The organism is Streptomyces sp. CA-142005, assembly GCF_050942335.1.
GTDB lineage: Bacteria > Actinomycetota > Actinomycetes > Streptomycetales > Streptomycetaceae > Streptomyces.
Window position 1 is genome coordinate 3,953,705 of record NZ_CP192078.1, and the last position, 26,675, is coordinate 3,980,379.

General features: G+C 68.3%; 24 protein-coding genes, 1 tRNA gene and 3 pseudogenes. 13 read left to right on the forward strand and 15 right to left on the reverse strand.

Annotated elements, in window-relative coordinates:
- Positions 1-291: 291 nt before the first annotated feature.
- The 3 genes from ACQPXS_RS18605 to ACQPXS_RS18615 form a co-directional block, all read right to left on the reverse strand.
- Positions 292-774 carry a single-stranded DNA-binding protein gene (locus tag ACQPXS_RS18605; protein ID WP_433450459.1) on the reverse strand — a complete coding sequence of 161 codons (483 nt, stop codon included), beginning with the start codon at positions 772-774 and terminating at the stop codon, positions 292-294.
- Between the two features lie 534 nt (positions 775-1,308).
- Positions 1,309-3,288, reverse strand: a complete 1,980-nt coding sequence (locus ACQPXS_RS18610; RefSeq protein ID WP_433455856.1) for a GTPase — start codon at positions 3,286-3,288, stop codon at positions 1,309-1,311.
- A 660-nt stretch (positions 3,289-3,948) separates the two neighbouring features.
- Positions 3,949-5,556 carry a dynamin family protein gene (locus ACQPXS_RS18615; RefSeq protein WP_433450461.1) on the reverse strand — a complete coding sequence of 536 codons (1,608 nt, stop codon included), beginning with the start codon at positions 5,554-5,556 and terminating at the stop codon, positions 3,949-3,951.
- Positions 5,557-5,829: 273 nt separating this feature from the next.
- Between ACQPXS_RS18615 and ACQPXS_RS18620 the strand changes: the two genes are divergently transcribed.
- Positions 5,830-5,902 (forward strand) — tRNA-Arg (locus ACQPXS_RS18620).
- Positions 5,903-5,984: 82 nt separating this feature from the next.
- On the opposite strand, the gene ACQPXS_RS18625 is transcribed toward ACQPXS_RS18620, so the two are convergent.
- Genes ACQPXS_RS18625 through ACQPXS_RS18635 form a run of 3 tightly spaced genes read right to left on the reverse strand, consistent with a single transcriptional unit; the run spans position 5,985 to position 7,375 of the window.
- A complete protein-coding gene (locus ACQPXS_RS18625) occupies positions 5,985-6,263 on the reverse strand; it encodes a tyrosine-type recombinase/integrase (protein ID WP_433450462.1) in 279 nt (92 codons plus the stop codon).
- A 15-nt stretch (positions 6,264-6,278) separates the two neighbouring features.
- Positions 6,279-7,208: a tyrosine-type recombinase/integrase gene (locus tag ACQPXS_RS18630; RefSeq protein WP_433450463.1), complete on the reverse strand. Its 930-nt coding sequence runs from the start codon at positions 7,206-7,208 to the stop codon at positions 6,279-6,281.
- A complete protein-coding gene (locus ACQPXS_RS18635) occupies positions 7,208-7,375 on the reverse strand; it encodes a hypothetical protein (protein ID WP_433450464.1) in 168 nt (55 codons plus the stop codon). Before ACQPXS_RS18635 ends, ACQPXS_RS18630 begins: the two co-directional genes overlap by 1 nt.
- Before the next feature lie 394 nt (positions 7,376-7,769).
- Between ACQPXS_RS18635 and ACQPXS_RS18640 the strand changes: the two genes are divergently transcribed.
- Positions 7,770-8,069 (forward strand): hypothetical protein, encoded by a 300-nt coding sequence (locus tag ACQPXS_RS18640; protein WP_433450465.1) that lies wholly within the window; start codon positions 7,770-7,772, stop codon positions 8,067-8,069.
- A 151-nt stretch (positions 8,070-8,220) separates the two neighbouring features.
- Here the strand turns inward: ACQPXS_RS18640 and ACQPXS_RS18645 are convergent, their stop codons facing one another.
- Positions 8,221-8,550, reverse strand: a complete 330-nt coding sequence (locus ACQPXS_RS18645; protein WP_433450466.1) for a deoxyxylulose-5-phosphate synthase — start codon at positions 8,548-8,550, stop codon at positions 8,221-8,223.
- Positions 8,551-9,250: 700 nt separating this feature from the next.
- Between ACQPXS_RS18645 and ACQPXS_RS18650 the strand changes: the two genes are divergently transcribed.
- The gene (locus ACQPXS_RS18650) at positions 9,251-9,511 is read left to right on the forward strand and encodes a DUF7660 family protein (protein WP_433450468.1); all 261 of its coding nucleotides are present in this window, start codon (positions 9,251-9,253) and stop codon (positions 9,509-9,511) included.
- 292 nt (positions 9,512-9,803) lie between these two features.
- Here the strand turns inward: ACQPXS_RS18650 and ACQPXS_RS18655 are convergent, their stop codons facing one another.
- Both ACQPXS_RS18655 and ACQPXS_RS18660 read right to left on the reverse strand, forming a co-directional pair.
- Positions 9,804-10,820, reverse strand: a complete 1,017-nt coding sequence (locus ACQPXS_RS18655) for a PQQ-binding-like beta-propeller repeat protein (RefSeq protein ID WP_433450469.1) — start codon at positions 10,818-10,820, stop codon at positions 9,804-9,806.
- Positions 10,821-11,577: 757 nt separating this feature from the next.
- A pseudogene (locus tag ACQPXS_RS18660) lies at positions 11,578-12,374 on the reverse strand (IS5 family transposase).
- Between the two features lie 509 nt (positions 12,375-12,883).
- Here ACQPXS_RS18660 and ACQPXS_RS18665 point away from each other — a divergent pair.
- The 3 genes from ACQPXS_RS18665 to ACQPXS_RS18675 all read left to right on the forward strand — a co-directional run bounded on the left by ACQPXS_RS18665 (position 12,884) and on the right by ACQPXS_RS18675 (position 14,870).
- A complete protein-coding gene (locus tag ACQPXS_RS18665; RefSeq protein ID WP_433450470.1) occupies positions 12,884-13,147 on the forward strand; it encodes a hypothetical protein in 264 nt (87 codons plus the stop codon).
- A gap of 192 nt (positions 13,148-13,339) precedes the next feature.
- Positions 13,340-13,648: a hypothetical protein gene (locus tag ACQPXS_RS18670; RefSeq protein ID WP_433450471.1), complete on the forward strand. Its 309-nt coding sequence runs from the start codon at positions 13,340-13,342 to the stop codon at positions 13,646-13,648.
- Positions 13,649-14,585: 937 nt separating this feature from the next.
- Positions 14,586-14,870: a DUF7336 domain-containing protein gene (locus ACQPXS_RS18675; RefSeq protein ID WP_433450473.1), complete on the forward strand. Its 285-nt coding sequence runs from the start codon at positions 14,586-14,588 to the stop codon at positions 14,868-14,870.
- 160 nt (positions 14,871-15,030) lie between these two features.
- On the opposite strand, the gene ACQPXS_RS18680 is transcribed toward ACQPXS_RS18675, so the two are convergent.
- Together ACQPXS_RS18680 and ACQPXS_RS18685 are read right to left on the reverse strand one after the other, a co-directional pair.
- Positions 15,031-15,555 (reverse strand): hypothetical protein, encoded by a 525-nt coding sequence (locus ACQPXS_RS18680; RefSeq protein ID WP_433450475.1) that lies wholly within the window; start codon positions 15,553-15,555, stop codon positions 15,031-15,033.
- Between the two features lie 472 nt (positions 15,556-16,027).
- Positions 16,028-16,269, reverse strand: a pseudogene (locus ACQPXS_RS18685) (helix-turn-helix domain-containing protein).
- On the opposite strand from ACQPXS_RS18685, the gene ACQPXS_RS18690 reads away from it, so the two are divergent.
- On the forward strand, positions 16,268-16,426 hold the full coding sequence (locus ACQPXS_RS18690) for a hypothetical protein (RefSeq protein ID WP_433450476.1): 159 nt from the start codon (positions 16,268-16,270) through the stop codon (positions 16,424-16,426). The pseudogene ACQPXS_RS18685 and the gene ACQPXS_RS18690 overlap by 2 nt on opposite strands.
- Positions 16,427-17,025: 599 nt before the next feature.
- Positions 17,026-17,148 (forward strand): hypothetical protein, encoded by a 123-nt coding sequence (locus ACQPXS_RS18695; protein WP_433450478.1) that lies wholly within the window; start codon positions 17,026-17,028, stop codon positions 17,146-17,148.
- A 171-nt stretch (positions 17,149-17,319) separates the two neighbouring features.
- Here the strand turns inward: ACQPXS_RS18695 and ACQPXS_RS18700 are convergent, their stop codons facing one another.
- Positions 17,320-17,874 carry an allene oxide cyclase barrel-like domain-containing protein gene (locus tag ACQPXS_RS18700; protein WP_433450479.1) on the reverse strand — a complete coding sequence of 185 codons (555 nt, stop codon included), beginning with the start codon at positions 17,872-17,874 and terminating at the stop codon, positions 17,320-17,322.
- Positions 17,875-18,969: 1,095 nt separating this feature from the next.
- On the opposite strand from ACQPXS_RS18700, the gene ACQPXS_RS18705 reads away from it, so the two are divergent.
- Positions 18,970-19,173 (forward strand): hypothetical protein, encoded by a 204-nt coding sequence (locus tag ACQPXS_RS18705; protein WP_433450480.1) that lies wholly within the window; start codon positions 18,970-18,972, stop codon positions 19,171-19,173.
- A 37-nt stretch (positions 19,174-19,210) separates the two neighbouring features.
- Positions 19,211-19,678: a hypothetical protein gene (locus ACQPXS_RS18710; RefSeq protein ID WP_433450482.1), complete on the forward strand. Its 468-nt coding sequence runs from the start codon at positions 19,211-19,213 to the stop codon at positions 19,676-19,678.
- Between the two features lie 636 nt (positions 19,679-20,314).
- On the opposite strand, the gene ACQPXS_RS18715 is transcribed toward ACQPXS_RS18710, so the two are convergent.
- Positions 20,315-20,722, reverse strand: coding sequence for an SseB family protein (locus ACQPXS_RS18715; RefSeq protein ID WP_433450483.1), 408 nt, complete (start codon positions 20,720-20,722; stop codon positions 20,315-20,317).
- A 98-nt stretch (positions 20,723-20,820) separates the two neighbouring features.
- Here ACQPXS_RS18715 and ACQPXS_RS18720 point away from each other — a divergent pair.
- Positions 20,821-21,015 (forward strand): annotated as a pseudogene (locus tag ACQPXS_RS18720) (CPCC family cysteine-rich protein); the annotation flags it as partial.
- A gap of 730 nt (positions 21,016-21,745) precedes the next feature.
- Positions 21,746-22,378, forward strand: coding sequence for an SMI1/KNR4 family protein (locus ACQPXS_RS18725; RefSeq protein ID WP_433450484.1), 633 nt, complete (start codon positions 21,746-21,748; stop codon positions 22,376-22,378).
- 357 nt (positions 22,379-22,735) lie between these two features.
- Here ACQPXS_RS18725 and ACQPXS_RS18730 read toward each other — a convergent pair whose 3' ends face one another.
- On the reverse strand, positions 22,736-23,239 hold the full coding sequence (locus ACQPXS_RS18730; RefSeq protein ID WP_433450486.1) for a DUF4234 domain-containing protein: 504 nt from the start codon (positions 23,237-23,239) through the stop codon (positions 22,736-22,738).
- 154 nt (positions 23,240-23,393) lie between these two features.
- Positions 23,394-25,403: a hypothetical protein gene (locus tag ACQPXS_RS18735; protein ID WP_433450488.1), complete on the reverse strand. Its 2,010-nt coding sequence runs from the start codon at positions 25,401-25,403 to the stop codon at positions 23,394-23,396.
- A 193-nt stretch (positions 25,404-25,596) separates the two neighbouring features.
- On the opposite strand from ACQPXS_RS18735, the gene ACQPXS_RS18740 reads away from it, so the two are divergent.
- The gene (locus ACQPXS_RS18740) at positions 25,597-26,556 is read left to right on the forward strand and encodes a D-2-hydroxyacid dehydrogenase family protein (RefSeq protein WP_433450489.1); all 960 of its coding nucleotides are present in this window, start codon (positions 25,597-25,599) and stop codon (positions 26,554-26,556) included.
- Positions 26,557-26,675 lie beyond the last annotated feature (119 nt).

Here is a 26,675-nt window from a genome sequence, read left to right on the forward strand (position 1 = left end):
TTCCCCTTCGAGCAGGACCCGTTGGACGTGGGGGACGGTCCCACCAGCAGAATCGGCAGCCCCTGGGGGCATGCCCGGCATCCTATGGATCAGCCGGAGCCTCTCCCGCCGGTCGGATGATCCGATGGGCGATCCGATCCGTAATCGTTATCGCCGGGACCGTCCATGAGCTGGGCATATCGACAAATCCACCGGTTCGTACGGGGAGTTCGCCAACCGGGTGCCACCGCGGCAACCGGGTTCCCGGTCCCGCCCGGTCCGGCTCCGCCCCGCGGCAACCCGGTACTGACGTCACGTCACCGTGACTGCCTCCGCCGCTTGTTGCGGCGTACCGCTCCCCTCGTCCGGGGTGTCGGCGGGACGCGGTGTCTCCCAGTTCGGCTCCGGCCGGGTCGCCGTCGGCGGTGCCTCCGGTTTGGCCGAGCGCTGGAAGGCGGCCGTACCGCGGGCGAGGTCGTGGCCGACCGCCACGGCGTCGATGTCGGCGGAGGCCCACTGCTGCTGCTCCCCGCGCACCTCCGTGCGCACCTTCAGCCGGCCCTGCACGACGACCGGCTGGCCCACCTCCACGCACGCGGCCACGTTCACCGCGAGCTGGCGGTTGGCCCACACCGTGAAGAAGTTGGTGTGCCCGTCCGTCCAGACGCTCCTCTCCCGGTCCCAGTAGCGCGCCGTCACCGCCAGCCGGAACCGGGCCGACGGACCCGCCGCCGACTCCCGGTACACCGGCTGGGTCGCCACGTTGCCCACCACGCACACGATGGTCTCGTTCACGTCCTCACTCCCCTCCCCCGCCCGGCCCCTTCCGGCCGGGCGGACACGCGCACGGGGCCGTCCCGTACGGCTGTGTCTGTCATGCGGCTGTCCCCTTCGGGTCTGCCGTGCGGGCCCGTTCGGGTCTGCCGTGCGGGCCCGTTCGGGTCTGCCGTGCGGGCCCGTTCGGGTCTGCCGTGCGGGCCCGTTCGGGTCTGCCGTGCGGGCGCATACGACCGCCGTACGCGCCCGCACGTCCCGCCGATCGCGCGCACGGTCCGCCGTCCCTCAGGCCGGGCCCGCCGTGCGATCGCCGCGCAGCCAGACTGCCTCCGCCGCGCCGAACCCGCTGGGAGCTGTGGACGACCACCCCACCTGTGGAAAACCCCGCCACCCGCACGAGGGACCCGGTCGCCGGCGGCTCTCGTCACCCCGCCCGGAGCGCCGCTGAAGAGCCCCCTGAGCACACCCGGGGCCCCTCCCCGGAAACCGCCGAGGGGCCCCGGAAACACCGAGGCCCCTCGCGCTCACATCGCACCCGCTCCGAGCGGGCTCTCACTCCACCCCGGTCCCGCTCCGTACGACGCGCCCGTACTGCTCCCGCACCTCCCGGTACCGCAAGAGCTCCGCCGCCACCGGATCGAGCACCCGGGCCCGGCCGCAGCCGGCGGCCGCCTCCCGGAGCCGGCGTTCCGCCTCCTGGCCGTAGCGCCTGGCCGGGCCTCTCGCCGCCATCCGGCAACTCCACTCCAACAGCGGTCCCCCGACGATCCCGCACACCATCAGCAGCACCGGAACTCCGAGGTTCGGCGCCATGACACCGACGATCTGGCCGCACAGCCACAGGCCGCCCACGACCTGCAGCAGGGTCATCGCCGCCTGGACCAGCACCGCCGCCGGCCACCACCCCGGGCGCGGCGGCCGGCCCGGCGGCAGTCCCGCCCGCGCCGCCAGGTCGTCCAGCGCTTCCGACAGCCCCTGCGACCCCCGTACGGCCGCCTCGCGCACCGCCTGCGTCCACGGCGCAGGCAGCCCGGTCGAGGCCCGGTCGGACACCGTACGGACCGCCTGTTCGACGCGCTGACGGGCCGTGGCCTCCTCGTCGGGCTGGGCCGCCCGTACCGGGATGCGGCCCGTGCTGGACTCGCCCCGGGACCGGTACCAGCGCCACAGCCGCAGCCAGGGCGTGCCGCAGGCGCGGTTGGCGTTGCGCAGCCAGGCCCGCTCGGCGGCCTCGCCCGCCGCGGTTGCGCCCACCGCGTCCGCGAGCCGGTCGGTGAACTCCTCGCGTGCCTCCTCGCTGAGACCGACCAGCCGCCCCGCGGCGTACACGGGCCGCAGACCCGCCGCGGCGGCGTCCACGTCGGCCGACACCCGGCGTGCCGCCGCTCCGCGCTCCGCCACGAACTGGCCGAGGCTCTCGCGCAGATCGCCGACGCCGTCGCCGGTGAGCGCGGACAGCGCGAGCACGGTGGCGCCCGGCTCGCCGTGCTCGCCCAGTGCGATGCCGTCCTCGTCCAGCAGCCGCCGCAGATCGTCCAGGACCTGGTCGGCGGCCTCCCCGGGCAGCCGGTCGATCTGGTTGAGCACGACGAACATGATCTCCGAATGGCCGGCCATGGGCCGCAGATAGCGCTCGTGCAGCACGGCGTCGGCGTACTTCTCCGGATCGACCACCCAGATCACCGCGTCGACCAGCTTCAGGATCCGGTCCACCTGCCTGCGGTGCTCCACGGCGGCGGAGTCGTGGTCGGGCAGGTCGACCAGGACCAGCCCGCGCAACTGCGCCTCCGCCTCCGGGCTCTGCAGCGGACGGCGGCGCAGCCGGCCCGGGATGCCGAGCCGGTCGATGAGGCCCGCCGCGCCGTCGCTCCAGCTGCACGCGATGGGCGCCGCGGTGGTCGGACGTCGTACGCCGGTCTCCGAAATGGCCACTCCGGCAAGGGCGTTGAACAACTGCGACTTACCGCTGCCGGTCGCGCCCGCGATGGCCACGACGGTGTGCCCGCCGGAGAGCTTGCGGCGGGCGGCCGCCTCGTCCAGTACCCGGCCCGCCTCGGCGAGCGTCTCGCTCTCCACACGGGCCCGGGAGAGCCCGACCAGCTCGCGCAGGGCGTCCAGCCGGGAGCGCAGCCGGCCGTCGTACGCCAACGGGGCCGGGGTCTGGCTGCCGGGACCGCGGCCGCCGCTCTCCAGGGCGGTGACGCGTTCGGCGGCGAGAGCGGCGGCCGTCGCCTCCGTGACCCGCCGGGCGATGAGGCCGTCGTCCCAGGGCCCGGAGGGGTCGGTGGAGTCGGTGGAGTCGTCGGGGGACTTCGCGGACTCGGGGGACCGAGGAGCCTCTGACGGCCGCAGGGGATCGGAGGGCTTGTGCGATCCGGGGGCGGTGTCTGCGACCGCAGTTGCGTGGGAGGCGGGGGTCGGCGCGAAGGCGGGGATGGGTGTGAGGGGCGGCAGGGGCGGCAGCAGGCGACGGGGCTTGACTGGCTTGGTCGCCGTGATGGCTGGGTTTGTCGTGATGGCTTGGGCCCCCATGACTGATTCGGTGGCGTGATTCGGTTCGGCGGTGGAGGTGGCTGTGACTGAGGGTGTTGTGGGTCGGGGAGTTGACGTGGTCTGGGGGGCGTACGTGTCTCCCGGGGTGGTGGCGTCGTCTGCGGGGTGCGGGAGCGGGTGCGGCGGACAGAGCTGCGTGGCCCCGCCCCTTGTGTCCGCGTGCCTCCCCGCCTGCGTGTCGAGGTTCATCCGGTCCGCGGCCTCGGCCTCGGCTTCGCCGTCGCCCTCGTTCGTGCCCTCACCGGCGGCCGCGCGGTCGCCGGAGTTGTCGGAGGCGTCCGGCCCCGTGCCAGGACCGGGACGCTCTGCCCGCTCGGCCACACCTGTGCCGTACTCGACGCGATCCACGTACTCGAACCGGTCCGCGTGACCGACGCGACCGCCGATGTGTTTCACGCGGTCGGCGTGATCCACGCGACTCATGGGGTCAAGGCGGTCCACGTGCTCCACGAACTCGGGCAGCGCGTGACGGCCGTGTTCCACGCAACCGCCGTGCTGTTCGACATGCCCGCCGTGTTCCAGGTGTCCGGTACCGGTGTCGTCGCCGTGGCTGCCGTGCTCCCTGTCCCTCATGCGTCCCGCGTGCCTCGGGCGGTCGCTGTGATCCATGTGGTCCTGGTCAGTGACGGCGGTCAACGGTCACCTCTCCTTCTGCAGTACCGACAGCGCGGCGATGAGTGTGGCCTGGGGCTCGGGACGGACGTCCAGGGCGTCGAGCGGGCCGAGGCGCCGCTCGCGTTCGGTGTGCAGGACGCGGTCCACGTGTTCGCCCAGCAGCCGCCCGGCCCGGTCGCGAAGCCGCAGCGCGCCATGCGCCCCGATCCGCTCGGCGAGCCCCTCGCCCGCGCCGCGCGCCCGGCGTCCGCCGAGCAGGGCGGTGGCGACCAGGGCGGCGACGACTTCCGGGTCGGGTGCGGCGGCGGCACGTTGCAGTTCGCGTACCTCGTCCTCGGCGAACTCCTCCAGCTCGCGCCGCCAGCGCCGTACGGCCACACCGATGCGGTGTTCGGTGCTCTCCCCGGAGGACTCTGCGGCGGTGAGGGCCGGGCCGGCTCCGGCCGGCTCGCGCCGCCAGGCCTCGTCGATGCGCTCGTCGGCGGCGGTGACCGAGCACAGCAGCAGGGCGGACAGGCTCGCCACGAGCGCGTCGAGGAGTTCGCCGGAGGTGCAGTCCAGGGGGAAGGCGCGCCAGCGTTTGAGGGCGTCCCCGGCGAGTACGGCGCCGGACTGGAGCCGGTCACGCACGCGCGCGTGCTCGCTGTCGTAGGCGGCGTCCACGGCGGAGATCAGCCGGACGGCGGCGGCGTGCTGGGCGGCGGCGGCATTGGCCAGCTCGGGCATGCGGGACTTGAGGGAGTCGAGAAGACCGTACGCCGTACGGGCCATGACATGCTGCCGGGCGGCGGGGTCCTGGGCGTGGTGCACGAGCCAGTTCTTCAGCGGCGCGACGGCGCTGGCGGGCAGCAGGCCCGCGCCCCAGGCGGACTCGGGCAGCTCGGGCACGGTGAAGCGGGGTACGTCGCCGAGCCCGGCCTTGGTGAGCAGGGCGCCGTACTGCCGGGAGACCTCCGAGACGACCTGGTGGGGCACGCGGTCCAGGACGGTGACGAGGGCGGCGTCGTACTCCTTGGCGGTGCGCAGGAGGTGCCAGGGGACGGCGTCGGCGTAGCGGGCGGCCGTGGTGACCATGATCCAGACGTCGGCGGCGCAGATCAGCTCGGCGGCGAGGAGGCGGTTGTCGGCGACCAGGGAATCGATGTCGGGGGCGTCGAGGAGGGCGAGTCCGCGCGGGAGGGTGTCGGCGCTCTCGACGCGGAGCACGCGCGCGGGGTGGTCGCCGGCGGGCGCGAGCTCGTCGGATTCCTCCTCCGGCCCCCACACGCGCGTGAGGTCGGGCAACACGCGCATCTCCCTGAACCAGTGATGATCCTCCGGATGGCAGACGAGCACCGGCGTCCGGGTGGTCGGCCGCAGCACGCCCGCCTCGCTCACCGGGCGGCCGACGAGCGAATTGACGAGCGTCGACTTGCCGGCGCCGGTGGACCCGCCGACGACGGCCAGCAGCGGCGCACCGGACTCCCGTAGGCGCGGTAGCAGATAGTCGTCGAGCTGCGCCAGGAGTTCGTCGCGGTTGGCACGCGCGCGTGGGGCACCGGGCAGGGGTAGCGGAAAGCGTGCGGCGGCGACACGGTCGCGCAGCGCGGAGAGTGTGTCGAGCAGCTGAGGCCGTACGTCCAAGGTCACCACATGCGAAGAATGCCCAATTTTGGGGGATTTCTGAAGCATATGGATACGTCTGCGCGCCGACGGAACAGAAAGGATGCAAGGGACGACTGGGACACAGGCAAACCCCAGGCATAACGAGTGCACAACACCCGGTGCGTCGCACGCCAAAAGCGGTGCACGATTCGTACCTGCCTGCGATTATCGGGATCGCTTCACCGAACCTCCACATCGAGCCACGGAGGCGAAGCGACAGGGTCGAGGAACAGGGAGCTTTATCCTTGGTCCCGCCACCAGGCCCCCGTAGCTCAGTGGATAGAGCAGGCGCCTTCTAAGCGCTTGGCCGCAGGTTCGAGTCCTGCCGGGGGCGCAAGCCGTCACCAGCAAAAACGCCCCAGAGGGGATCTCCCCTCCAGGGCGTTTCGTGTCTCTGACGGCAACGGGCCCGTCACTTACTCCTCGGCGAGCAGGGTCCCCAGCCGGTCCAGCGCGGCTCGCTTCTCGGTCATGTCGGCGTGCGCGTAGATGTTCATGGTCACGTCCAGCGCGCTGTGCCCGACGATGTCGCGGACGATGTGGGGCGGGATACCGAGGCCGAGCAGCAGGGTCACGCAGGTGTGCCGGAGATCGTGGAAGCGGACGTCCAGGCCCAGCCGCTCGCGGATCGGGTAGAAGTGCCGGTTGAGGTTCCGCGGCTCGATCGGAGTACCCCGCCGGGTGGTGAAGACCAAGCCGGTTTCCTGCCACTACTCCCCCGCGGTTTCACGTTCCTCCGCCTGGCGCTCGCGGTGCCGGCGGAGTGCATCAACGCACACGGCCGGGAGCGGTACGGGCCGCTCCGAGCGGCGCGTCTTGGGTGCGGTGAGTGTCAGCTGTCCGTTGACCCGCTGCAGAGCCGTACGGATCTCCAGCGATCCTCCGTCCAGGTCAACGTCCGACCAGTGGAGCCCCAGCAGCTCGCCGCGTCGGAGCCCCAGGTACAGCGCGAGCACGTACGCCGCGCTCAGCCGGTCGTCACGCACGTCGGCCAGAAGCTTCTTCGCCTCGGCGACGGACAGGCCGCGCCCGACGCGGTACCGGGGAGTCTGCACCTGCACGAGCTTGGCGACGTTGCGCTGCACCAGCTCCTCCCGGACCGCGTGCTGGAGGGCGTTCCGCAGCACCGCGTGAAGGTACTGGACCATGCGCGGCGACAGCCGACGCTCGCAGCATCGCTTGGGGGTGGCGGCACAGCAGCGGCGCTCACCTGCCGGGCGGGCGGCGTCACGTCCCTGAGCGCAGCACTGGCATGCCTGCCGAGCCCAGTCGAGGAGGAGCCGTACGTCCTTGGCGGAGAGCCGGGCGAGCTTCTTCTTTCCGAGCCGGGGCACTATGTACGCGTTCACGCACTTGCTGTAGCTGTAGACCGTCGAAGGCCGCACCTTGTGGCTCACGACGTGCTCAAGCCAGTAGGCCAGGTAGGTGCCAAGGCTCTCGGTCGTGTCGGCGGCAGGGATGCCCTGGTCGCTCTTCGCGAGCAGCTCGGTGAGCTTCTTCCGAGCCTCCTCCCAGGTCTTGCCGTAGACCCGTCGGCGCTTGTAAGTGCCGTCCGGCATCAGGACGTAGCCCGCTCCCTCGTAACGGCCGTCCTTGCGACGGTAGATGGTGCCCTCGCCGTTGGGGTTCCGCTTGGCCATCAGGCAGCCTCCTCGATTTCGCGGGTGATGAATTCGCGCAGGGCATCGGCCGGAATGCAGCGGGAACGGCCTACGGTGATGGAGACCAGTCGCCGGCTCCTGCCTTCGGCCCGCTCCGCCCGCGCTGCGCCGACGCGCGCCCACTGGTGGAAAGGGCCGGTGGCCATGAGTCGATCACCGCATACGCGACGGTCAGAACAGTGCCTCCGGCGGGGGATCGGCCGGCACCGGGATGGAGGGGGCGCCGTCGCCGACCGCGGGCCCGTGAGTGGCGTGCGTGGGGTGCGTGGGGTGCGTGGGGTGCTCCCATCCCGTCCACCGTCGACCCAGGCAGAGCCGAGCAGACGCGGCCCCTGGCGTCCAGGTCGTTCGTACAGTGGCGCGCTCCACCTGGACGCCAGGAACCACGCCCGCTCCACGGTGTGGGGGTCGACGGCGGACGGGATGGCAGCTGGGGTGAGTGGTGGTTCCTGCCGGAAGCAGCAGATCAGGACGGTGCCAGATCCGTGCTCTGTGAGGTCACGGCCGCGATACGGTGCAACCTCCATGAAGGGGGCCGTGATGGAAAACAAGGTCTGGCAGTTGCGTCGAGGTCGTGAAGTCGTCGGCGTCCTCACACTCGAAGCCGTCGATATGTTCTGGACCGACTGTCGGTTCGAGCCCTCAGTTGGCTGGCCGGACCTCAAACCGTTCATTGACGCATCGCGGGCCGCATGGCAGCGGAAGGACCAGGACGCGGCCATCGAGGCTGACGAGGCGATCTATGCGCTTGGCCTCGAATTGGTACCCGAAGGCGGGGGTGAGGTCATCAGAGACTTCCTGTTGCGGATCGATGGCGATACCGCGCGCTTCCGGTACTGAGGTCGGGCGTTCGGCCGTCCCCGAGCCGTCCGAGGCAGACCAACGTTGACAGGCAACGACAGAGGCTGACGGCGTTCCCACAGGTCACATTGGGTCGGCCAGGAAAGGCGCCCAAGTGAGAGATCGGCTGTGCCACTTCCAGAAAGACTGGCTAGGGCAACTCGCGGCGCACCAATGCCTTGGCGAACGGCTCCCCGCTCGAGCGGGCGTACGCCATGCGTTCACGGATCTCCCCGAGGGTCCGCGGTCGATAGCCGGGGCCACCGCAACAGCTCTTGTGGAAACGGACACCCGCGTTCAACAGCACAGAGAGCACCCGCCAGCCAGCGGTGTCCCGACGACGCGGCACGGCGAAGGCGGAGCCAACATGGATGAGCGGTTCAGCGCAACGCGGGCACAGCCGTTCGTGCTCGCCGACGTACGGTTGCTTGTACGAGGCCCGGCACGGCAGGCAGACGTACGAGGTCTTTGCATGCGCCATGCGCTCAGACTACGGACGGGACCGGCCAGACTCCACAGGATTCCGTGAACGGGGCAGGCGTGCCACACCCGTGCCGGGCGCGAGGGTACCGAGCGGGAAAGTCGGGAGAACGACGTCGTGTCCCCTGCGTGCCCGGTCGGGTGGCGAACGCCGGGGAACAACGGGGAACGTCGGCAAGTCACCCAGGAAGGTCCAGGTCAACGTTTCGCCAGCTCAACGGACATCCACATACGCACTCTTCCAAACTAGTGCTACAGGGTGACGCCCACTGCTGCCGCGTGGCTGTGCAACCCGCCGACGACAGCGCCAGGAGTGAGGATGATCGCCTCATGCATATGCGACGAGAGGCCCGCTGGATCCTGTGGGGCCTGTGGCTTGCCTGTCTGGGGTTCTCCATATGGATCTTCGTGGAGGTGATCAGATTGTTCTTGCAGGCCGAATCATGGTGACCCCTCTACAAGCCCCTCGCTAGGACCGGGCATGCGGAGGCCTCTGACACCAGCGTCTGACACCAACAAGGGCGGACAGCGACGGCCGGCGCCGGACCCAAGCGGACCATCCGCCGAGGTGCTAAGGCGGTTGCCCAGTGCTGACGGAGCCCCGTGATCGACCTGATAAGGATGAGGCCAGACTGCAAAGCTGGCGCGGAGCAGTCACCAATCGACGGACGGGCCTACGCCGACCACGCTACGGTCCAGCCATGTCCAACGATGCGCCCGATCCCTTCAAGGAAGTCATGACTCGTGAGTCCCTTGCCGCCATGATCCACAGCCTTTGTGACGACTTTCACCGACGAGGCGAGGAGTGGGAGAACCGCACCGTAGAGGACTACCTCGGTGCGCTCGCCGCGTGGATCACGGACTCGCCCGGCTCCTACCGGTACCTCGGCGAAGAGCTGCCGCCGGACGGCGACTGGACGTTCTTTGCGCGGGCCCTCAGCGCGGCTGTCGTCTACGAGTAGCCGAAGGGCCGTGCCCTTGCCGTGCCCGATCGACCGGTAACTGACGGGGAACCGCGGTGATTGACGGACAGTGCACATGAGAACGGCCCCCGACCGACTTACCTGGTCAGGGGCCGTTCACCTGCGGTGGGTGTGGGATTTGAACCCACGGTGACTCGCGCCACGACGGTTTCAAGATTGTTGACAGCCTTTGCCTCGCCGTTGAGACTCCGCTGACCTCATTCGGAAAGACCTGCCACGCGCCACCAGGCCCAGGCCGGGTGATGACGAGGTGCGTGCCACGAGGGAGGGGTCAGTCCGTGGCGAACAGCACGTCCCCCTCTCCGTCTCCCCAGCTGATGCTCACCGCCCCGTCGGCGATGTCGATGACGTCGAGTTCCCTGTCGTCGTCCGGAACGGTCATGGCCGGCAGCCGCAGGGTGTGGAGCAGGCGCCCGGTGCCTGCTTCGAGCACGAGCAGGTCGGCGCGGATCCGGCGCCCCGTGTCCGTGTCGGTGAGGAACGGCTGGCGTACGACGTACAGCCGCCCGTCGGCGATCTCGGGCAACCCGTACTCCTGACCGGCCGGCGCCCGCAACTGCCAGGCGAGGTGTCCGTCCCGGGTGCCATAGGCACGCAGGAGGGTGTCGTGGTCCTCCTCGGACTGGTCAATGGGGCCGGTGGCCGACAGTACGATGCCGCCTCCCGAGGCGACCGCGTCCCACTCGCCGAAGGAGAGGGCGGCGCGTGGAGATATCCCTTGGCGGTTCACGTCGAGCAGCTGGATGTTATACCGGTCGGTGTCCGGGGTGTCCGGATCAGGGGCGACCAGCGTGTGCTCGTCGCCCCTGACCGTCAGCTTGAAGTCCTCGGTGCGCTGCTGCCAGAGGACCTTGCCCGTGCGGTTGTCGATGCCGAGCCGGAGGTGGCACTCGTCCCTGCGGACGTCCGGCATGCAGTACACAGAGGCGACGCTCAGGTGGTCCGGCAGGACGTACACGACGTAGACGATCGCCTCGGGACAGAACTTGGGCGTCTTCGCCGTCCACAGACTCCGGCCGTCGCGCTCGTCGAAGGCACGCACGGCGCCGGGCGCCCCGGTAACGACTTGACCACCGACGAGCGTCACGACCCGATAGTTGTTGTCGTGCCGGATGTCTGCGCGCCACAGCGGCTTGCCCGTGCGCAGATCGATGCCGACCAGCCTCCCGTCGGCGTAGCCGGCCACCACGGTGCGTTCCGACACCCCGAGCGTATCCACGGGGGCGCCCGGGTCCTGGGGCTCGTAGCGCCAGTATTCCTTGCCGGTCCGCACGTTCACCGCTGTCACGCCGTGGAGCGAAGCCGTATCACGTACGTACAGTCCGTGGACCAAGGCTTCTGTGAGTCCCGAAGTCCGACGTACGACGCGTTCAGGCGCAATCGGGCCCCCAGTGCCGAATGCGGCGGGAAAGGGGCCGTGGGCACCGGTGACCACGTCCCGTGGCTGGTCCTTGTGCACCAGCAACTGACTGATCGCGAGGAGGAGGAGGAGCGCGATGAGCCCACCCCACACCTGGCCGCGGGCCACCGCCCGCACCTCCGCAAGGTTCGGGACAGGCCTGCCCGGTCCCCCCGACAGCCCCACTCCTGGTTCTCCCAGCAAATTCATGCGTTTCGCCACGACAGCCCCCAGGTCCTGCCCCTGATCACCGTGACCCGGTGGCTGGGGGATTCTCACCTTCCGCAGGAGAGCAGGACAAGAGCTGCGGCGTGGTTGCCGTGGCTCGCCAGGTGGTTCCCGAGGGACCCCTGTACATTTTCCCGGGCTTCTGCCTGGTTTGCGCTCCGGGAGTGGGAGCCGTGGGCCGTCTCAGTTTCCGTCTCATTCACTGTCGTTCGGAGTCGTTCGCACTGGTAGGCAGGTCGGATCGGGGACCGCCGACGACCTGGAGCGACCGCGGGTGAACCACGGCGGACCACCATCAGACCCCGGCCAACAGACTTGGAAATCGGGCGCCTGCCTCTGCCCGCGCGAGAAGTGCGCGGCCGGCGCTGGCAGGTCGTTCCCTGGCCATCGACGAAGCCCGGCCGTCGGTTAAGAGGTCCTAACGGAATGCGGCTCGCAGGCGGCGCCAGCAGATCAGCGAGCAGGCGAGCTTGAGGAACGCCTCGTGGATGTCGTCGCGGATCTCCCAGCGGATGCGCAGGCGGCCGAACCAGTGCAGCAGCGCGATGGTCTGCTCGACCACCCACCGCTTGGTGCCCAGGCCGGAGCCGTGCTCGGTGCCACGACGGGCGATCACGGGCTTGATGCCCTTCGCCCAGACCTGGCGGCGGTAGCAGTCGTGGTCCTAGCCTCGGTCCGCGTAGAGCTCCCGCGGTCGCTGCCGCGGTCGCCCCCGCTTGCCGCGGATTGGCGGGACTGCCTTGAGAAGCGGCATGAGCTGGGTGATGTCATTGCGGTTGCCTCCGGTCAGTGTCACCGCGAGCGGGACGCCGGTGGCATCGCAGATCACGTGGTGCTTGGAGCCCGGCCGTCCCCGGTCAACCGGGCTCCGACCGGTTTTGGGCCGCACTTGAGCGCCCGGATGTGGGAGCTGTCGATCACCGCCCTCGACATATCCAGCCGGTCAGCGGCCCGCAACTCGGCCAGCAGCACGTCATGCAGGCGCTGCCAGACTCCGGCATTGTTCCAGTCACGCAGCCTGCGCCAGCAGGTCATGCCTGAGCCGAAGCCCAGCTCGGCAGGCAGCCACTCCCACCGGATGCCCGTGTAGAGGACGAACAGGATGCCGCACAGCACCTTGCGGTCATCCAGAGCCCTCCGGCCGGGGTGCCGATGCCGACGGTGTCGGACAGGCAGCAACGGCTCGATTCGCGACCACAACTCGTCATCAACCAGCCACGGTTGGGGATCACGCTTCCTCACACCTAAGCAACTGGGTCACCCAGCCAGAGGTCACGACTCAACCGCATTCCGTTAGGACCTCTAAGACTTTCCCTACTTCATCAAGCACCCGTCGTCGCTTCGCTCCTTCGGGGGCGCGGGCGGCCGGCGGCGCCCGCGCTCATGTCTCCGCCCCGCTCGGCACCGCCGGCCGCCCGCTCCCGCCCAAGAGGCAGGCACACGGGGCATGAGGTCAGAACACGTCCTGGCTGGGGCGGTCGGCTCCGCGACCTTGCGCTGTTTGCTCTTCGCCCGCCACTTGAAGGGCCGTGTTCTTGCGCGATGGGCTACAGCACCTACTTTCGCCTCTGACCTGCGCCGAAGATCGCACCCACTCCCTTGCCGTTCCCCCACACCAAGGACCGTGGCATGATCCGCTCGCGCGGCATGGAGCCGCGTCGACGATCTTCCGAGGAGAGGCGTTCGTCATGGACGCTTACGGGTGGGCCGCTCTCGGAGCCGCCTTGGCGATCACGCTGATACCGGGCGGAGTGGCGGTGTTCCGCGGCTGGCTGCTCCCTCGGCTCAGGGGCCGTGTCGAGTCGCCCCGGATCTGGGGGTTTGGCGTCATCCTGATGGGGCTTGGGTTGTCGATCGTGCTTCTCGCCGCCCATCGGCACTGGGACATGTTCCGCAACATCGCAGGATTGACGGGCCTCTGCATCCTGATATGCGGCTTTTGCCTCGAAAAGTGGGCGCGGATGGGAGGCCGGCTCGGCCGGTCGTAGGTATGCACTGCACGATCTTGTTGGCTGAAGTAGGCGTGAGCTCGTCGCGCGCCCAGATCGCTGACTGCCCGTGATCAGCGGCTGTACTCTCTCCCAACCACGCCGACCCCTGGGGGGATCATGACGACTTCCGTTACGGACGCGCCCGACTCTTCGCCAAGACGCCCGCTCGTGTCCAGGTTGTTCCTGAGCGTGGTGATCACAGCGGTCCTTGCCGGCGGAGGAGGGCTCGCAGCAGGCCGTGCCACAGCAGTGGAGTCCGGGAACGAGGACTGCGCGGCCACGCTGACCGCCGAGAAGAAGGCAGAACATGAGGCATACAGGATCGGTCATGAGGAACACCGGTTCGGTCACGACGACGGGAGCGATCCCGACGAATGGGTCTTGAGCGTGCGGACCCACGCCTACCTCATCACACAGAACCCGAACTGCTTCTCTGCTCAAGAACGTGCGAAAGCCCAGGCCACGCTCGATGAGTTCAAGCACTACGAAGAGGGCTGACGCCGGCACCGGGTCCGACAGCCGTCTGCGGGCCGGATGGCGAGGGCTCTCCCGCTGCTCGGCGGTGGCGAGGTGGGCACTGGCGTAGGTGCAAATCCGCAAAGCCAGGTTGAGGGACACCAGAGGACTTCTGACATCCACAGCTGACATCAACGATGCCGGACGAAGGCGTACACCAGCACCCTGTTTGGCCATGGTTCCCATCGGCGGTCGCAGCCGGAACAGGCTCGGAGCGAACTTGTAAAGCGGTGGCTCTTCGCCCGCTACCCCTGAACGGGAAGATCAGGATGGTTTGCGAGATAGATCATGTAGGTGGTTGCTGCTGCTGCACCCAGGAGGGACAACCCGGCACCCACTACAGCTCGCGTCCTGCTCGCTCGCCCCGACTTTGACGCGCGGTACTCGACACAGGCCCGCATAAGGCCGACGAGTGCCACGGGCAGCGAGACAAAGCTGACCAGTATCCAGAACGGGCAGCAGAACCAGCACGCCAAGGAGGCCCCGCCGAACCAAACCGCGAGCTCTGCTTTCTCTCGCGTCTCGTCCGATGTACCGACAGAATTCATGGAGTGATCCAAGCAGAACCTTCCGGCCGTACAGCAGCGAGATACAGCAACCATCACAACCGGAGTCAACCACCACCCGCCGGGAGCGACCGTCTGATCAGCCGAGCAGACGTCAGTGACCGCAGTGCTCATAGTTCGCATCGAGGGGAGGCGCCGTGCCCTTGCCGTGCCCGATCGAGCGGGGAACACCGGGGCACGACGGGCACTCACGGACAGCGCACAACGCGACGGGCCCCTGACCGATTTACCTGGTCAGGGACCGTCAACCTGCGCGGTGGGTGTGGGATTCGAACCCACGGTGACTCGCGCCACGACGGTTTTCAAGATCGCTTATGTCTTGACTCGACTCACGCGCTGATAGCTTCGGGAGCGTGATCGTGTACCCGCTTTGGCATGTTGGCCACCAGAACGAGGCCGGCCACAACCACTCGACCATCCATGTCGACGAAGGCGGAGTCTTCATCGACGAGCAGGACGGCGACGACGTGAAGCTGCTCGGCATCTACTCACCACGGGAGCGGGCAGAGGAGTGCATGAAGCGAGCCCGGCTGCTGCCGGGCTTCCGGGACGAGCCGGAGTGCTTCATCCTCGACGGTTACGAACTCGACGAAGACACCTGGACCGAGGGCTTCGTGCGGATCCCGCCAGGCGAATAGCGGCAGTGACTACCGCGAGAAGTACAGCAGCAAAGTACAGCGACCCCACCAACCGCAGCCAACCGTCACCAGCCCCAGATGACCGACTGATCAGGCGGGCAGACCCCAGCGACCGTCCTGCCCGTAGTTCGCATCGAGGAGCCCAATGTCACGCGGCGAGTCAAGCTGCGTTCGGTCTACGCTCACGCTCGCGTACACGGCGATCGTGGCCTGCGTAGTCGGGACTGCCCTCGTAGCCGGGGAGTTGCAGTTCCCTGCCGAACCACAGGCCCGGTGGGACCCAGCGTCGGCACACCTCCTCCGCGTGCGGCACGCCATCCAGCTCGATGCGATAGCGCAAGCGAGGATGGCCGGCTGACCGCGGTTCCGCCTCGCGGATCATTCTCCACAGCAGGGGATCGTCAGGGTCGATTTCACCGCGAGGGCACAGTTCGAGCGTGCGGTCAACGGCTCTTCCTGCGCGGTTGGTGACGCAGTAGATGCCCACCGCGGCCAGCGTGTCCCAGGCCACGAAGGCAGATCGGTCACCGTGCAACCACCACATGCCGGTGGCATCGAAGGCGAGCGCGACTTTGCGGTCCGCCCAGCGACCCATGACGAGGAAGAGCATGGTGAGGACGAGCAGGCCCGAAAGAACAGTGAACGCCCACAAGACGATGTTCTGCCCGGCATCTCGTGCCAACATCACGGTGACGGTGCCCCATATGCCGGCCAGGCCAACGAGAGGGAGTACGCCCAGAAAACGCCGTCTCCCATACCTAATGACCGTGGCACTCTCAGACGGCCATCCCGTTGCCTTGCTCCCCCCAGCGCCCATGGCGGTCACCATACGGCCCCTGCCCAGAAGTCGCACTACACCGGAGGGCTGAGACGGGTGTGGACGTTCATCGTCACTGGGATCCGCCAATGTCCAGGGACCTCGATCACGGTCCGGGGCGCCACTCCCGCATGACATGGCGCCATCCGATCCCGCCCCTGACACCCGACCACGCATCGTTGGTCTTCGCATTCACAGCCGTGTCAAGCCCCACCCGGCAAGTGACACCAGCGACTGACAGATAAGGATGAGGGCTCACCTCAAATGTGGAACTCGTAATTCCCCTCCCGCCCCTTACGTCCGAGCCCGCCCTGCTGCCTGGCCGTGCGCGGCCGCAGTGTCACCGGTCCGGCGCGGGGGTGACGGTGAACAGGTCGCCTGGCCGACCGTCGAGGGCTTCACAGATCCGGGTGAGAGTGGAGAAGCGGATGGCCCTGGCCCGGTTGTTCTTGAGGATCGAGAGGTTCACGACCGTCACGCCCACGCGAGGGCGAGGTCGGTCAGGGTCATCTCGCGTTCGGCGAGCAGCGCGTCGAGATGCCAGACCACCCGGTGCGGTTCTTCTGCGGGATCGGGTGCCATGTCAGACGAGCCCCTCGACGTCCCGGGCCAGCTCGCCGCCGCAGCGGAAGGCTTCCGCGAACGCCAGCACCAGGAGTGGCAGCAGGAGATCCCGTGGCGGGTACTCCAGAAGGTGGCGGCCACCACACCGAGCAGGGCGACTCCGGTGAGGGTGTAGGGCCGGACTGGCGTGCCGACGCCGCGGTTGCGGGAACGGCGGATGTAGAAGAACGCCGTCGCCGCGTAGGCGAGCGCGATCCCGATAGGCCAGTAGAGCGGCGACCCCTGCTTGACGAGGGCACAGCCCATGCCTGCGCCGGCGCCGGTCACCGGGCAGGGAACGGTCAGGACCTGGAATGTGAAGCGGCTGACCAGGATTCCGCCCAACGTGAGCACGCCCAGCGGCAGGAGAGGAAACCCAGATGCCGCGCTGAGCGGCTCTGACCTTGCGGGTCAATTCCTCCAGACCGGCAAGGACGTCGTGAGGAGTGCCTTGCGAGGGCACCGAAGCGTCTGTCGCCCAGTCAGCTGCGCATCACCAAACCAGTTGTTGCAAGAAACTTCCGTCCTTCTGACGCCTCAGTAGCAGCCCACGACACCACCGTTCGGGCTGTTTCCGGGCCTTGCAGGGGCGCTCAACGTCGACCAACGCTGACAGCTAAGCCGCAGGTGTGAGCGCTGATCAATCACACGGTCGCAGGTCAGGGGCCCGGCCCTTCACTTCTGTCACTTCTGACGGGAGCGGTGTGGGCTACCTACTTCCTGTTACTCCCAGACGTGCAACTATCGGACTACGTCATCGCGCCGATCGGCGGCCTTCTGCTCGGCGGGATCTTCGGGCTCACGGCGCTATGCGAGAGGCGTCGTCTGCGACGGCTGGAGCTGTGGGACGGCTCGTGAGAGAGCCATCCCAGACATGAAGATCACGATCCACATGTCTGGTCGGCTTGTCGCTGACAGCGGATGGCCTGGGGATCAAGCCTGCTGGTGGCGTCACCCATGGCGACCAATCGAGCCGGTGGGCCGGGCCGTGGAGGGGCCGGCCTTCTCACAGGGCGGGGGCAGGGCCAGTCAGTTGTCGAGGTCGATCGTGAAACGCCTCTCGCCCACACCGATCGTGTCGGCGTGGACCATGCCACGAGCCCGGTCGAATACCCCAGTGCCGCCGGTGATCGCGTTGTCGAACGAAGGGGGAGGGCTCGCTGTGAGATTACCGAAGATCATCCCCTGCACAGTGAGTTGGCCGCCTGGGAGGCTGTAGGTCACGACACACACCTCCGCTTGGTCGTTTGTGTCTTTGGGGTTGACCCAGGTGGTGGTGCAGGTGCCGTCGGTCTGGCCGACCCGGTTCTTGCCCTGCTCGTCGTAGAAGAGGTCCGAGCGGAATGCGGTCCGATCGCCCTGGGCGGCGGTGCCGCCGGGATTGACTGGGAAACGCGTCTGCTGCGCGAGAACTCCGAAAAGTGTGATGACCCGGTCGTGGACCTTGGCGTGGGAGGAAGCGGTGTCCTCCGCGGCGGCGGCAGCGACAGGGGCGCAGGCGAGCAGGGTGACCAGCACAGTGGCCGTGCCAAGACAGGCTGCCCTGATGGGGCGCATCATGTGGCTCCTGAGGTTGATGTTCATAGGGGTCAGGTGCCGCATTCATAACCTCGGCTCTGCCAACGCCAGGAACGTCCCGGCGCGACCCACCGGCAGATCCGATCAATCGGACCAATCCAGGACGAGAGGGCCCGGCCGACCGCGCACGACGAAGATCGAGATCTACAGCTGGAGCGCTAAGCCGCAGCGTTACTTGATTGAGCGGCCACAGGTCAGAGACCCGGCCCTTCACTTCTTCGGTTACCGATGCCGGCGGACGGGGGCTCAATGCATCAGTCTCCGAGGCCAGGCTAGTCCGTCTCAGTTTCCGTCTCATTCAGCGACGGACGCCGCCGTTCAGGAGGGTCCTTGGAGAACGAGCGTCTGGAAGCGGAGTGCCGCCAGCTTCGGCAGGCCGTCGCTTCAGACGCCACCATCGACCAGGCCATCGGTGCTGTCGTCGTCCTGAAAGGAATCCCTCCGGGGGAGACATGGAGGGCCCTCGCAGGACGTCTCACAGGGCATCAATGCCAAGCTGCACACCGTTGCTCAGCGACAGTGACGGCAACGGCGACGGACGGCAATGCCACTCGGCAGCCGAGCATGGGACTGGGAAAGTGCCGGCGACCCAGCCCCACCAAGGCCTGCCCTTCTAAGCGCTTGGCCCAGGCTCGAGTCCCGCCGGGGCGCAAGTCTCCGCCCTCCCACCTGGGAGGGCTTTTCGCTGGTCAGGGGTGGGGTGTACGGGCACGCAGAAGAGCGCCGGACCGAACCCGTTGATCGCGGGGAGGGTCCGGCGCTGTCCGGCTGTCGCCGGGTTTCTGCGGGTGGCTGCGGTGAATACGCGGAGAAGTTCGCCGGGCGGCCGCCAGCCAGTCTCAGACAGCGCGGAGAGGCCGACACGCGCCAGGATCACTGCCCGACGTCCCGGAGGTGTCCCGAAATGCACAGAGCAGCTCTGACCGTGCGGTCACCCGGCGGCCGGCGCGGCGCCCTCGCCGAAGGCGGCAACGTCCTGTGGTGCCGTGTCCTGCCCGATTCGCGGGCTAGCGTGCTGGGCCCTGATCACTCGCGCCGAAGCAGCTCCCGGCCAAAGCCGCTACGCCGACCGCGCGGTACGGTGCCGCCCAGGGGGTGGTCTTGAGCGAACAAGACCTGTCGGCCTACGCATCGATGTGGACCACGGAACGAGCTCAGTGGGAGCTCCATCGGATCGGCGACGGGTACCTACCGATCATGAAAGGTGATCCGCCGATGCCACAGATGATCTGTGATGACGAGCTGGCAGACCTGGTGATCGCGCAGATGCTCGCTGTTGGAGTTGCCGTGGTGGACCACTCATAACGCATCCGGGCCGTCTCGGGGAAGCGAGGAACACACGATGGGCGAGAGCATCGGCCAACAGCAGTTCATGGTCGGCGACGTCTTGCTGGTCAGCTGCCTCTCAGCACGTGCACGAGTCGCCCACGTGACCCCGTTCGAAATCTCGGTCCACTGGCCATGGGCACAGATTGATCCGGACTCTGAGATCCGGTGGAACGGACACAGGGCATTTCCGCGCCCCACGCCTGACGGTGAGTGGGGCGGGCTTTTTCAGGTCGACCCGCATGCAGGACACCTGGCGGTCGGCGACTCCTGCCGGGTGGGCATCCCCGAGACGCTCGTGCGGATCATCGACATCGGCCGCTTCGACCCGCCCGCAGACGTGGGATGGCTTCCTAGGCCTCACACCATGTTGATCGTGCTGCCGGTCGATCATCCTCGTGAGCCTCACGCAGAGGAAGAAGGCGACACCATCGACCTCGATTCTGCGGCTCCCGTCAAGATCGAGCTGGTATCACGCGGCTGACGGGACCGCGGGCCTGGGCCGTCCCGGGGCCGTCGACGGGTGCTCAACGACGACCAACGCTGACACCACCGACAGCTAAGTCGCAGGTCACAGCGTTGATCGAGTGCATGGCCGCCGGCCAGGGACTCGGCCCTTCACTCCTTCGGGCATTGAGAATCCCGCGCATACGCGATCTTCCGAGGAAGGTGCACGGCACCCGATCGGCTGGATCACCACTGCCACACGACCAGGTCGCACCAATGTCCAAGACCTTGTCGGCGCTAGCGGTAGCCCTTGGTCCGTTCTTTCGCGTCCCGCATTTTGCCCCGTGCTTCGAGAGCGGCGCCTTTTGCTGCGAGGGTTTCTTTGTGCACCGCGTGGGCCGCCTTCCGCACGGCCTTTCCGACGACCTGTTCGGCCTTTGCCTTGGCCCGTTCTCCCGCACTCATCTCGGTACCTCCGCGGAGTCCTACTGGCTGCGTGCCCTTGAGGCAGGGGCCAAAAACCACCCTGCTGTCACACTGCGGAATGCGTCGGCGTCCCCGTCAGATCGCGGCTTCGTTGAGCCAGTACCCTCTACCCAGGCACGCTCAGTTCCTGAATCGGGGCGCTGGAGCCGCGCTCGCGGAGTTCGAGGCGGCCGTACAGACCTGGCGGTCACACGAGGCAGCGGCCGAGCAGCCACCGCGCGTTGCGCGCGGACAGTGTCAGCTCGTCTTCGTCCCCGGCGTCGATCACCAGCACCACCTCATCGCTCGGCCAGCGAGAGGCCAGGTCCCGCAGGGTGACACCTCTGTAGCAGGGCACCTGAGGAAAGGCCCTGAGCAGCCGTTCCTCCGAGGTGAAGACCATGACCGCGGGGGCGTCGTTGACGCTTTCGATCACCGGCAGCACAAGCCGCACAACTTCACTGCGGTCACGCGTGTAACGGATCCCGCCGATCGCGGGAATCAGCACGTCACAGCCGGCCAGCGCTTCCAGCGCCCGTGGGTCCACCGCGGTGGACAGGTCCTGCAGAGCCTTCCGCGCCACCAACTCGAAAACCTCTGCCGGGATCTCAGTCATAGCGCCGCACCCCTTTTACGCGGAGCCGCCCCCGGGACGACGGGTCGTATACCCGCGATCGGCCCGATCATGCGACCGGTACGGAGCCTTGCCCATGCTGTCACCACATGACGCTCACCCATCGCGGCGGGTTCGAAATGTGCCAAGTGTGTGGATGGGAGGACGACGGACAGGACGATCACGATGCGGACGTCATCCGTGGTGGTCCCAACGGCTCGATGAGCCTTACCGAAGCCCGCCGAAGGTTCCAGAGCCGTCAGGCCTGCGATGCACGGTGCTCACCTTGTCGATGAACCGGCCGGAGCACTACAGCAGCGAAGTACAGCAATCGCGACGACCGTAGCCAGGTGTCATCAGGCTCCGATGGCTGACCGACGGTCCCGGCAGCCTTCAGGAACCGTCGTGCCTGTAATCGCTCAGCACCGGTGAGAAACACGGACGACCGAGCGATTCAAAAGGCCGTTGACGTCCATTGCCGACCGGCCTGAAGATGCCGCGCGAGAGTAGAGACTGTGAAGTGATAGTCATCGCATTCGGAGCCGGAGAGGTGATGGAGCCTCTCACCCAACCTGACGATCACCGTGAATGACACCAGCAGTTCGAGCCCATCCCCGGTATGGATGCGTGGGTCATTGACTTCTGGAGGCCCAACTGGACCGGTCTCCTACGCCACTTGGAACAGATGCCCTGGCCGTATCCCCACTCCGTTCAGGCGCTGCTTCGGGACCAGGACGACGATTGCTTTGGGCACTGGATGACGTGGCGCCGCTGGGCTCCATACTTGCCCGCACGGACCTGGAAGGATGCCCGGTCACCTGAGCAGTCAGAGATCGTGTGCCACAACCGTGCCAGACGCAGGGGACAGCCGCGGTCAACGAGGGTGACTGGCGGGCAAGCTCATGTCCACCAGCTCGGCCGGCAGAGCCGCAGGTCATCCATGCGGATGACCCAGCCTCTCGCCTCATGCGGAGGTCAGCCCGCCTACCGTGCCGGGCTGCCGTCGCCTGCCTCTAGTCTGCCGCTGTGAGCGACAAGCGAGGCCAGTCCGGCGGGCAGTCCTACGCGTGGCGGGAGTTGCTGCAGCGCTGGAGTGATGAGTGGCTCGATCCGGTGTTGCACGAGCAGGAACGGACCGAGCCGTTTTCCGAGGACGTGCGCCGGGCCCGATGGCTGGGCCGGGCAGGTGCCGGCCTCGATGCGGTCGGCGCGCTCGAGGACCGTCTGGGCGCCGTGCTGCCGACCAGCTACCGGCAGTTCCTGCTGACGAGCGATGGCTGGCTCAACACGACCTCCGACATCGAGCGGCTCCTGTCGACCCAAGAGGTCGGCTGGACCCGGGACCTCGACCCCGACCTCGTGGCGGTCTGTACCGACGCCCCCGGCGGTGCCGGCGCGCGGATCGCCGACGACGAGTACTTCCTCTACGGCGAGGCCCAGGACCCCGTCTCGATACGCCCCGAGTACGTGCCTCACACCCTGAAGATCAGCCACACGCCCGAGGCCACCGAGGTCTACCTCCTCAACCCGTGCGTGGTATCGGCAGACGGCGAATGGGAAGCCTGGTTCGTCGCCCATTGGCTGCCCGGCGCAGTCCGCTACCAGTCCTTCTGGGACCTGATGAACGGCGAGTACCGGCGTTTCCGAGGCGACTGGTGACGTCCAGGGCGCTGCAAGCCTGACAAGCCAGGTGCTTGTTCGATCCCCCGTCCAGGTCGACGTCCGACCGTCCGACCGGTGAAGCCCCGGCCCGCGAGCAGCTGTAGGCGGCAACCCAGGCTCGTTCGACCGGGGCCGCGAGGCTCTCGACCACTGCGATGGGGGCCGACCTCAGCCGGCGCCGGGTGTGGTTCTCAGTCCGCTCTCCGCATAGATCAGGTCAACGAGGCAGAAGAAGAGTCCACCCGGCGCGAGCACTCCACCGATCAGCCGGAAAAACCTGGGACCGAGGCACGATTCCTCGACTTCCCGTCGCGCTGGTCAGCGGACCGGTGATCAGTACACCGGCTGCCGAACTCAGGCCGCCAGGGGCACCTCGGTGCCGGGGGCAACGCCCGGGTAGGCGTCGACGACCAGGTTGAGCTGGCGCTGCATGTACCAGACGTTGAGGCCGAAGACGAAGGTCAGCCAGGTGCTTGCGGCGGCGCTGCACGTCACCGGCAGGCCGGCCGCGCGCTGGGCGTTGGCGATGGCCTTGCCGGTGTTGTGGAAGGAGATCAACGGCGCGATCAGGGTCCAGCCAAGGAAGATCATGACGAGCAGGCTGCCCGTCGGGCTGAGGACCCGGCGCCGGTCGAACTCCTGCAGCTCCTTGTGGATCTTGTAGTACCAGACCAGCTGGTAAATCCCGAGGGTGATGAGCGGCAGGCCGAGCCACACCGCGACGGGTCCACGGCGCTTCATGGCCAGGCCGGGCAGACGGACCGCGGCGGGGACGCCGGCGGTGCCGGGTGCGACGGCGCCGCCGGCCGGGATCGGAACGCTCTGGCCGGACTCGGTGGCGGGCTTGATGTCGTCCATGTGATGGGCTCCACTTGCTGGTTCTGGTCTCAGCCGGAGCATGGCAGCAAGTAAAGGTGCCGTAAAGGTAGTTGGTGGTTCAATGAAGGTTTGTCACGTTATCGTGATCAACTCGATCGGGCGGCATGCACCAGCGCCCCTGTCCCGCCGCCGCTCACGCCGCCAAGTCCGTCGGTCGCTGGGTCTGTTCCGCGGTCGCCTTCCGGGCCAAGGCGTTCACCGCGGCGTTGAAGCGTTCCATCGAGGTGGGGTGGTCGGGACCCAGGACGTAGTCCTTGAGGGTGCGGCGCGCCGGGGCCATGGGGTCCGGGTGGGGGGAGCGGATCGCGCTGAGGATGGACGGGAGGCGGGTGCAGGCGCGGTCCAGGAGGTAGGCGCCACCGGCCGTGGTGTAGGCGGCGCGGAACTCGGCGTCGGGGAGGTCGTGGGCGTTGGTCAGGGCGTACGGCTTGAGGCTCGCCACGAAGTCCGCGACCACCGAGGAGACGTCGCTGATCAGCATGTCGGCCTGGTTGAAGCAGTCGTACAGGGACGGGAGTTGGCGCGCGATGACGTTGTGGTGAAGGGGGCCGCGGCTCTCCCAGAAGACGCGGTGCCATTCCGACCGCAGCTCCTGCCACTCCGCCTCCCCCGCGCGGTCGGGGACGCGTGCCGCCCGTAGCTGTGCCGCGTCGTCGCCCCGTTGCCGGCCGGCGAGTTCGTCGAGGCGGGCCTGGATCTCCCTCAGCCGGGGACGGGCCGCGGCGACAGCCGCCTCCGCCTCCGCGGCGCCGCGCCGCTCGTTGTCGGCGCGCAGCAGTTCCCGGATCGCCCGGTCGGCCGCCGCCGCCTCGGCCGAGCGCTTGCCGGTGAGGGGGTGGGGCTTGTAGATGACCCGGACGTTCTCCGCGAGGAGCCTCTCGATCAGGGGCACGCCCATCGGGATCAGGGAGGTGTGGCAGTCGTCGTCGCTCCAGCCTTCCCAGGTGGGGGCGTAGAGGACCACGGGGAGTGGGCCGGGGGTGTGGTCGGCGTGCAGGCGGATCGGGGACAGTTGCGGGCGGCCCACCTCCACGATCGCGCTGTCGCTGATGGCGTGCCGGACCCGCTGGTACCGGTCGCGGCCCGCGCGGCCGGCCACCCAGATCTCGTCGTACACCTTGCTGACCCGGTTGCTGCTGGCCAGTTTGTCGCTGTCGCCGTGCCCGATGAAGACGTGCTTGGCCTCGGCGACGCGCAGCATGTGGACGTTCTTGCCCGCGTTGCCGGGATAGAGGACGACGCGTACGGCGGAGAGTTCCAGCTCGGCCAGGTCGTCCGCCCTCGGGACGCACACCACCGGTATCCAGGTGCGGCTCAGATGACGGAAGGACGCCCCCTCGCGCAGGATGATCACCGGGCGCAGGTCCAGTTGTTCCAGCGTCTCGATCCACATGTTGACCTGGTACATGAAGTCACGGGAGACGGCCGCGAAGCTGAAGTACAGGGCCACCTCCGGCCGGTATCCGGCCAGTTGGCGGTTGACCGCGGCGAACACCTCGTCCCGGGCGGGCATACGGCGTGCCCTGCGGTACTGGACCAGGATCCCCACCGCGCCGGCCGTGGTCGTGCCGATCGTCAGCGTGAAGCCCGCGTAGGCGGCCCACTCGCTCCCGGTGGCCGCCGCCACGAGGAGCCCGGCGTGCGCCGGCAGGTCCAAGTGGAGGAGTTTGCGCAGGTGACGGCGGTAGAGAAGGGCCGGCGGCTGCTCCGGGACGGGCAGTTCGCTCATGTCGAGGTTGCGCACCACCAGCGGCAGGATCCGGCGGCGCCGGACGGCGTGGTGTACGGCCGTGTAGAACATCATCATCGCGAAGTGCGCGCTGAAGACGGCGAGCCCGGCGACGAGCACCGCGTCCGGCGCCTCCAGCCGGCTGGCCAGCGCCAGCAGCATCACCGTACGCACCGCGAACCGCATGGTGCGGTCGAGATGCAGCGCCGCCAGCCGGCGCACGAAAGCGGGAACCCGTACGTGCAGCACCTCGTCCACCACGTACGTCACGGCCGTCGCCGCCACGAAACCCCACAGGGACGGCAGCAGGGCGAAGACCGGCAGCGCGGCGAAACCGGCGCCGAGAAGGAGCACGAGGAGCAGGTCGGTCGTTCTGCGTACACGCAGGACTCCGCACAGCCGACGGATCGTCATGGGCAGGTTCCTCTTCCGGGATGCGCGCCCGCGCGGGGCGCACGCCGCTGTTCACCGGTTCGACGTAAGAAAGAGGTGAGGAGTTGTACAGCAGGAAGAAAGAAGAAGTTTGGGTTCCGTTTACCCGGGATGGAGGTCATCGGCTCCCTTGTTGAACAGCCCTTACCGTCATCGTGGGAGAGGGAGAGACGACGTGCGACTTCGCTGTGCGGTGCTGGACGACTTCCAGGGTGTGGCCGTCGAGTCGGCCGACTGGTCGGTGATCGGGGACGAGGTCGAAGTCGTCGCGCTGCGCGAGCACCTCGACGGCGAGGACGCCCTCGCCGCGGCCCTCGCCGACTACGACATCGTGGTCACACTGCGCGAACGCGTCGCGTTTCCCGGCTCGTTGCTCGCCCGCCTGCCCCGGCTCGGGCTGATCGTCGCCTCCGGGATGCGCAACACCGTCATCGACTACGCCGCCGCCGAGAAGCACGGCATCACGGTGTGCGGCACCGACAGTTCGGGCATTCCGCCGGCCGAGTTGACCTGGGCGCTGCTGCTCGGGCTGGCCCGCGGGATCGTCGAGGAGAACACCGCGCTGCGTACGGGCGGCCCCTGGCAGTCCACCGTCGGCACCGACCTGCACGGCTCCCGGCTCGGTGTGCTCGGCCTCGGCAGGATCGGTGCCCGCGTGGCCCGGGTCGGGCTCGCCTTCGGCATGCGCGTCAGCGCGTGGAGCCCGCGCCTCACCGAGGAGCGCGCCGCGGAGCACGGTGTGGAACCGGCCGCGTCCAAGGAGGAGTTGCTCGCCGCAAGCGACTTCGTCTCCGTCCACGTGCCCGGCGGGGACGGCACCCGCGGCCTCATCGGCGCCGCCGAACTCGCCCTGATGAAGCCGACGGCCTACCTGATCAACACCTCCCGGGCGTCGGTCGTCGACCAGGACGCCCTGCTGGCCACGCTGCACGAGGGCCGGATCGCGGGCGCCGGCGTCGACGTCTTCGACATCGAGCCGCTGCCCGCCGGCCACCCGATGCGCACCGCACCCCGCCTCCTCGCCACACCCCACCTCGGCTATGTCTCGCGGGCCAACTACACGACGTACTACGGCCAGGCGGTGGAGAACATCCGCGCCTACCTGGCGGGCTCCCCGGTACGACGGCTGCCCTGAATCACCGCGAAGAGCGCCCCCGCTGCCGGCGAACGCCCCGGCTCCGGCGCGCGGTCGCGGTTCGGAGGCCTGGTGGGCGGCGGCTGCGGCATCGCCGGGGCAGAAGCCCGGGGCAGAAC